This window comes from Stenotrophomonas sp. NPDC077659 (genome assembly GCF_050268705.1).
Classification (GTDB): Bacteria; Pseudomonadota; Gammaproteobacteria; order Xanthomonadales; family Xanthomonadaceae; genus Stenotrophomonas.
Genome location: NZ_JBNNHG010000212.1, coordinates 1 through 4,375, shown reverse-complemented (window position 1 = coordinate 4,375; position 4,375 = coordinate 1). Strand labels below are relative to the sequence as shown.

The following is a 4,375-nucleotide window of genomic DNA, read 5'->3' as shown; positions in this document are numbered from 1 at the left end:
CCGGGTTGGTCCAAGGCGCCAGATCACCGATGCCCAGCAGCAGCACCGCATAGCCGGGCGATGCCGACGCTGCCTTCCAGGGTGGACATGGTGCGGGCATCGAACACATCGCGGACCAGGCCGGTGGCCTTCTGCACGCGCAGGCGGCTGCCGTTGGCGGTGGCGATGCCCGCCGCGTCCTGGCCGCGATGCTGGAGGACGGTCAAGCCGTCATACAACTGCCCGGCGACGTTCTGGTTGCCGACGATTCCGACGATGCCACACATGGTGCGAGGTCTCCGCTGGGCGATGCCCAGTTACAAGGAAGGTGGCCGTGCCTGGCCTTTAGTGGTCGCCGCGCCTGCGGTCGACGTTGGCCGGATCAACCGGCTCGATGTTGCCTGGCAGTGCAGAGGCATCCGGGCGCACTTCGGCCGGATCATGGTTGTCGCCCTGTTCCGCGTTCGCGGGCCGCAGCCATCCGCTGCCCGCCACTACCTGGTTGAGGATGCCATTATCGCCTGTCGCGCCCGGCTTGCCCAACCCGGAACTGGCGCTCTTGCCCAGCTCCATCAACGCAGATGGGGACAAAGTGTCCCCCGGCAAGGCCTTGGGCAGCAGATCGGCGCCCGGCATCTCCCAGTGCGGCAGCTTGCTGTTCATCCAGGCCACGGCCGGGTTCAGCACCGGTCGCACGCTGGAGCTGCGCCAGGACGGCTCGGCAGCCAGCGGGGTGAAACCGGCCAGCAACAGCAGGATGGCGGCGATCAGCCCGCCGCGCACAGTGCCCAGCACCCCGCCCAGCAGGCGATCCAGGCTTCCCAGCATGTTGCGGTGGACGATGTGCTTGATGACCATGCCGATGACCGCGACCACCAGCATCACGCCGATGCCCACGCCCAGGTATCCGCCGACGAAGTGCTCGCCGCTGGGCGCGGCCGGGGCCGACCACCAGTGCGCGGCATCACTGCCGAAGGCGAAGGCGGCCCACGCGGCGACCAGCCAGGACACGGTGCCGATGACGATGCTCACAAAGCCGCGCAGCAGCCCCAGCAGGGCCGATGCAGCGATGACGATCAGCAGCACCACGTCGATCATGGCGCCCCGCTCCTTCGGCGGCGCTGGCAACGCGGCTGCAGGCGCGTCATGGGTGCGGGCGCACCATGCCGGCCACGCCGACCTTGGCGGCGACCTGCGCCTTCAGCTGTTCGGCGTCGGCGCGGTTGGCCACCGGCCCGACGCGCACGCGGTGCAGGGTACCCTTCTCGGTGCGGACCTGTTCGACGAAGGCGCTGAAACCGGCGGCACGGACCTTGTCGCGCAGCGCATTGGCATCGTTGGCCTGGCCGAACGCGCCCAGCTGCACGGCGAAACCGACACTGCTGGCAGCCGGAGCGGCGGGGGTTTCGGGCTTGCTGGTCGTTGCCTCCGGCTTCGGCTGCGGCTTGGGCGGTTCAGCCTTGGGCTGCGGCTTGGGGGCCTCCGGCTTGGGGGCCGACGGCGCCGCGACGGCCGCGGTGCTGGCTGGCAGGCTCTCGCTGCGCACCGGGTTGGCAGCGGCCGACGGCGACGGTGCTGCCACTGCGGTGCTGGCGCTGGGCGCGGCCGGGGCAGGCGCCACCGATGCAGACGGTGCCGTGCCGGCATCGAGGGTGATCACTTCGGCCTTTACATCGCCCCGCACCTTGACCGCCTGCAGGCGGGCGGCTTCAGCCTGGGCACGGTCGGCATACGGCCCTACGCGCACGCGCCAGGCCGGGCGTCCATTGATCGATGCGGTTTCGCTGAAGCCCGGCAGCTGCGAACGCTTCAGATAGGCGATCACGGCATCGGCGTCGGCCTGGCTGCCATAGGCGCCAAAGGTGACCGCATAGTTGCCGGCAGCAACCGCTGGCGAGGTATCGACGGTGGGCGGGGTGGCCGGCGCGGCGGCTTCCTCGACCGGCTTGGCCTGGCCGCTCTGCAGGCCGGTGGCGCCACCGGCCGGGGCGACAAGCGGCAGCTCACGGGTTTCGAACTGGCCATCGCCCGGCGCGTCAGGCGCGGCAATCGGCACATTGGCCACACCGCTGTCCGGGGCAGGCCCCTTGACCAGCATCGGCAGGAAAATCACGGCCAAGGCCACCAGGACGATGGCACCAATCAGACGCTGTTTCAGGGGGGTATCCACGTGAGGCAGGCGACAGGGGCGAAGATGGTCCGATTATACGGGTGCCGGAGCAGACGGCGTCGGCGCTGGCTGAACGCGGGTCAGGGATGATCCTGCAGCCACTGCAGCGCCGCGGCAGCGGTATGGAACGAGCCGAACACCAGCACCCGGTCACCGCGTCCGGCCTCCCCCAGCACCTGCTGCAGTGCCTGCTCGACGCTGTCGGCCAGCGCGGCGCTGGCGGCCGGCGTATCGGCCAGGCGTGCCTGCAACTGCTGCGCCGTCTGCCCGCGGGCACCTGCAAGGCCAGCCAGTGTCCACTGCGCGACGCTGTCCTGCAGCGCCTGCACCACGCCCACGGCGTCCTTGTCCTGCAGCGCGGCGTACACCGCCAGGGTGCGGCCGGGGGCGGCTTCCGACTTCAGCGTGCGCGCCAGCTGCCCTGCCGCCTGCGGATTGTGGCCGACATCCACCCGGATCTGCACGCCGTCGCGCTCGAAGGCCTGCATGCGGCCGTTGATGCGCGCAGCGGCGATGCCGGTGGCCCAGGCCGCGCGTGGCACCGGCCGGTCCAGTGCGCGCAGCGCGGCGATGGCAGCACCGGCGTTGGCCAGCTGGATGGGACCGGCCAGGGCCGGGGCCGGCAGTTCCATGCGCAGGCCGACATCGCGCCAGCGCCAGCGCTGGGCGTCGATCGACTCGTAGAAATAATCACTGCCACCGCGGATCGCGTTGGCGCCCACCCGGTAGGCGCGCGCCAGCACGCTGGACGGCGGATCGGTCTCGCCAAGGATCACCGGCTTCCAGCCGCGGATGATGCCGGCCTTCTCCGCGCCGATCGCCTCGCGGTCCTCGCCCAGCCACTCGGCATGGTCGATGTCCACGGTGGTGATGACCGACACGTCGGCATCGATGATGTTGACCGCATCCAGGCGGCCACCCAGGCCCACTTCCAGCACGGCCAGGTCCAGCCCGGCATCGGCAAACAGCTGCAGTGCCGCCAGGGTGCCGTACTCGAAATAGGTCAGGGTGATGTCGCCGCGCGCGGCTTCCACCGTGCTGAACGCCGCCACCAGCGCGGCATCGTCCGCATCCTGGCCATCGATGCGCACCCGCTCGTTGTAGCGCAGCAGGTGCGGCGAGGTGTACGCGCCGACCTTCCAGCCGGCGGCACGGCCGATGGCCTCGATGAAGGCAACCGTGGAGCCCTTGCCGTTGGTGCCACCGACCACGATGGTGTGCTTGGCCGGCGCGCCCAGGCCCATCGCCGTGGCCACCGCGCGCACACGCTCCAGGCCCATGTCGATGCTCGCCGGATGCTGGCATTCAATGTAGTCCAGCCAGTCGGCCAGGGTGGTCGGGGTGTTCGTCACGGCAGCATTCCAGCAGAAGCAGGTGGTTCGGGAATCAGAGGGCGCGGTGCTTGGCTTCGCCGAAGAACGGCGTGTGGTGGGCGCAGTCGTTCAGGCGCACCACTTCCAGGCTGTCCAGGTCGGCACCTTCGAGCAGATTGAGCGTGGTCGGTGCCTGGCGGAAGGTCCACAGGCGGGAGATCGGCAGGCCCAGCACCCTGCACAGGATCACCCGGTTGACCGCGTCATGGGCCACGACCAGCAAGGTGTCATCCTCGCCCAGGCCTTCGGCGGCGCGCGCCAGGCCGCGCCAGCTGCGCTCGAGCACCATACGCAGCGACTCGCCGCCGGGCATCAGCACGGTATCGGGTTCCTCGCGCCAGGCCTTCAGGCGCGACGGGTCTTTTTCGTTGATCTCGCTGGCCAGCAGGCCCTCCCACTCTCCGTGGGCGATTTCCTGCAGGTCCGGCTCGGTCTGCAGCATGCCGGCACGGTCGGCGCCGAGGGCGAGCTGCGCGGTCAGCTGGGCGCGTGACAGCGGCGACGCCACTGCACGGGTGATGTCCACCGAAGCGAGACGGGCGCCCAGGGCCTGGGCCTGGGCTTCGCCGATGGGCGAAAGCGGGATGTCGATCTGGCCCTGGTAGCGGCCTTCGGCGTTCCACGGCGTTTCGCCGTGTCGGGCAAGCAGGATGCGCATGCGAACAAGGGGTCCTGGGGGGGGGAGGTCTCCGCGCTTCGTTCACATCCTGTGAAGTGCGCGGAACAGGGATGATACCTGTTCGGCGCACCGGGCCGGTCGGGGCATGAAAAAACCCCGCGACCTGCGTCGCGGGGTTGGTAGATCCACGCCATGCGTGGATGAACCACCGACCGGCCTGCCACGGTTGCCGGC

General features: G+C 70.0%; 4 protein-coding genes and 1 pseudogene. All 5 read right to left on the bottom strand.

Features of this window, described 5'->3' with window-relative positions; all coding sequences use genetic code 11:
- Nucleotides 1-32 precede the first annotated feature (32 nt).
- Nucleotides 33-266: pseudogene (locus ACQKDV_RS18445) on the bottom strand (amidophosphoribosyltransferase); the annotation flags it as partial.
- Between the two features lie 58 nt (nucleotides 267-324).
- On the bottom strand, nucleotides 325-1,077 hold the full coding sequence (locus ACQKDV_RS18440; protein WP_427785708.1) for a CvpA family protein: 753 nt from the start codon (nucleotides 1,075-1,077) through the stop codon (nucleotides 325-327).
- A gap of 46 nt (nucleotides 1,078-1,123) precedes the next feature.
- On the bottom strand, nucleotides 1,124-2,149 hold the full coding sequence (locus ACQKDV_RS18435) for an SPOR domain-containing protein (protein ID WP_427785705.1): 1,026 nt from the start codon (nucleotides 2,147-2,149) through the stop codon (nucleotides 1,124-1,126).
- A gap of 80 nt (nucleotides 2,150-2,229) precedes the next feature.
- On the bottom strand, nucleotides 2,230-3,501 hold the full coding sequence (gene folC, locus ACQKDV_RS18430) for a bifunctional tetrahydrofolate synthase/dihydrofolate synthase (protein WP_427785702.1): 1,272 nt from the start codon (nucleotides 3,499-3,501) through the stop codon (nucleotides 2,230-2,232).
- Between the two features lie 34 nt (nucleotides 3,502-3,535).
- The gene (locus ACQKDV_RS18425; protein ID WP_427785700.1) at nucleotides 3,536-4,180 is read right to left on the bottom strand and encodes a histidine phosphatase family protein; all 645 of its coding nucleotides are present in this window, start codon (nucleotides 4,178-4,180) and stop codon (nucleotides 3,536-3,538) included.
- Nucleotides 4,181-4,375 lie beyond the last annotated feature (195 nt).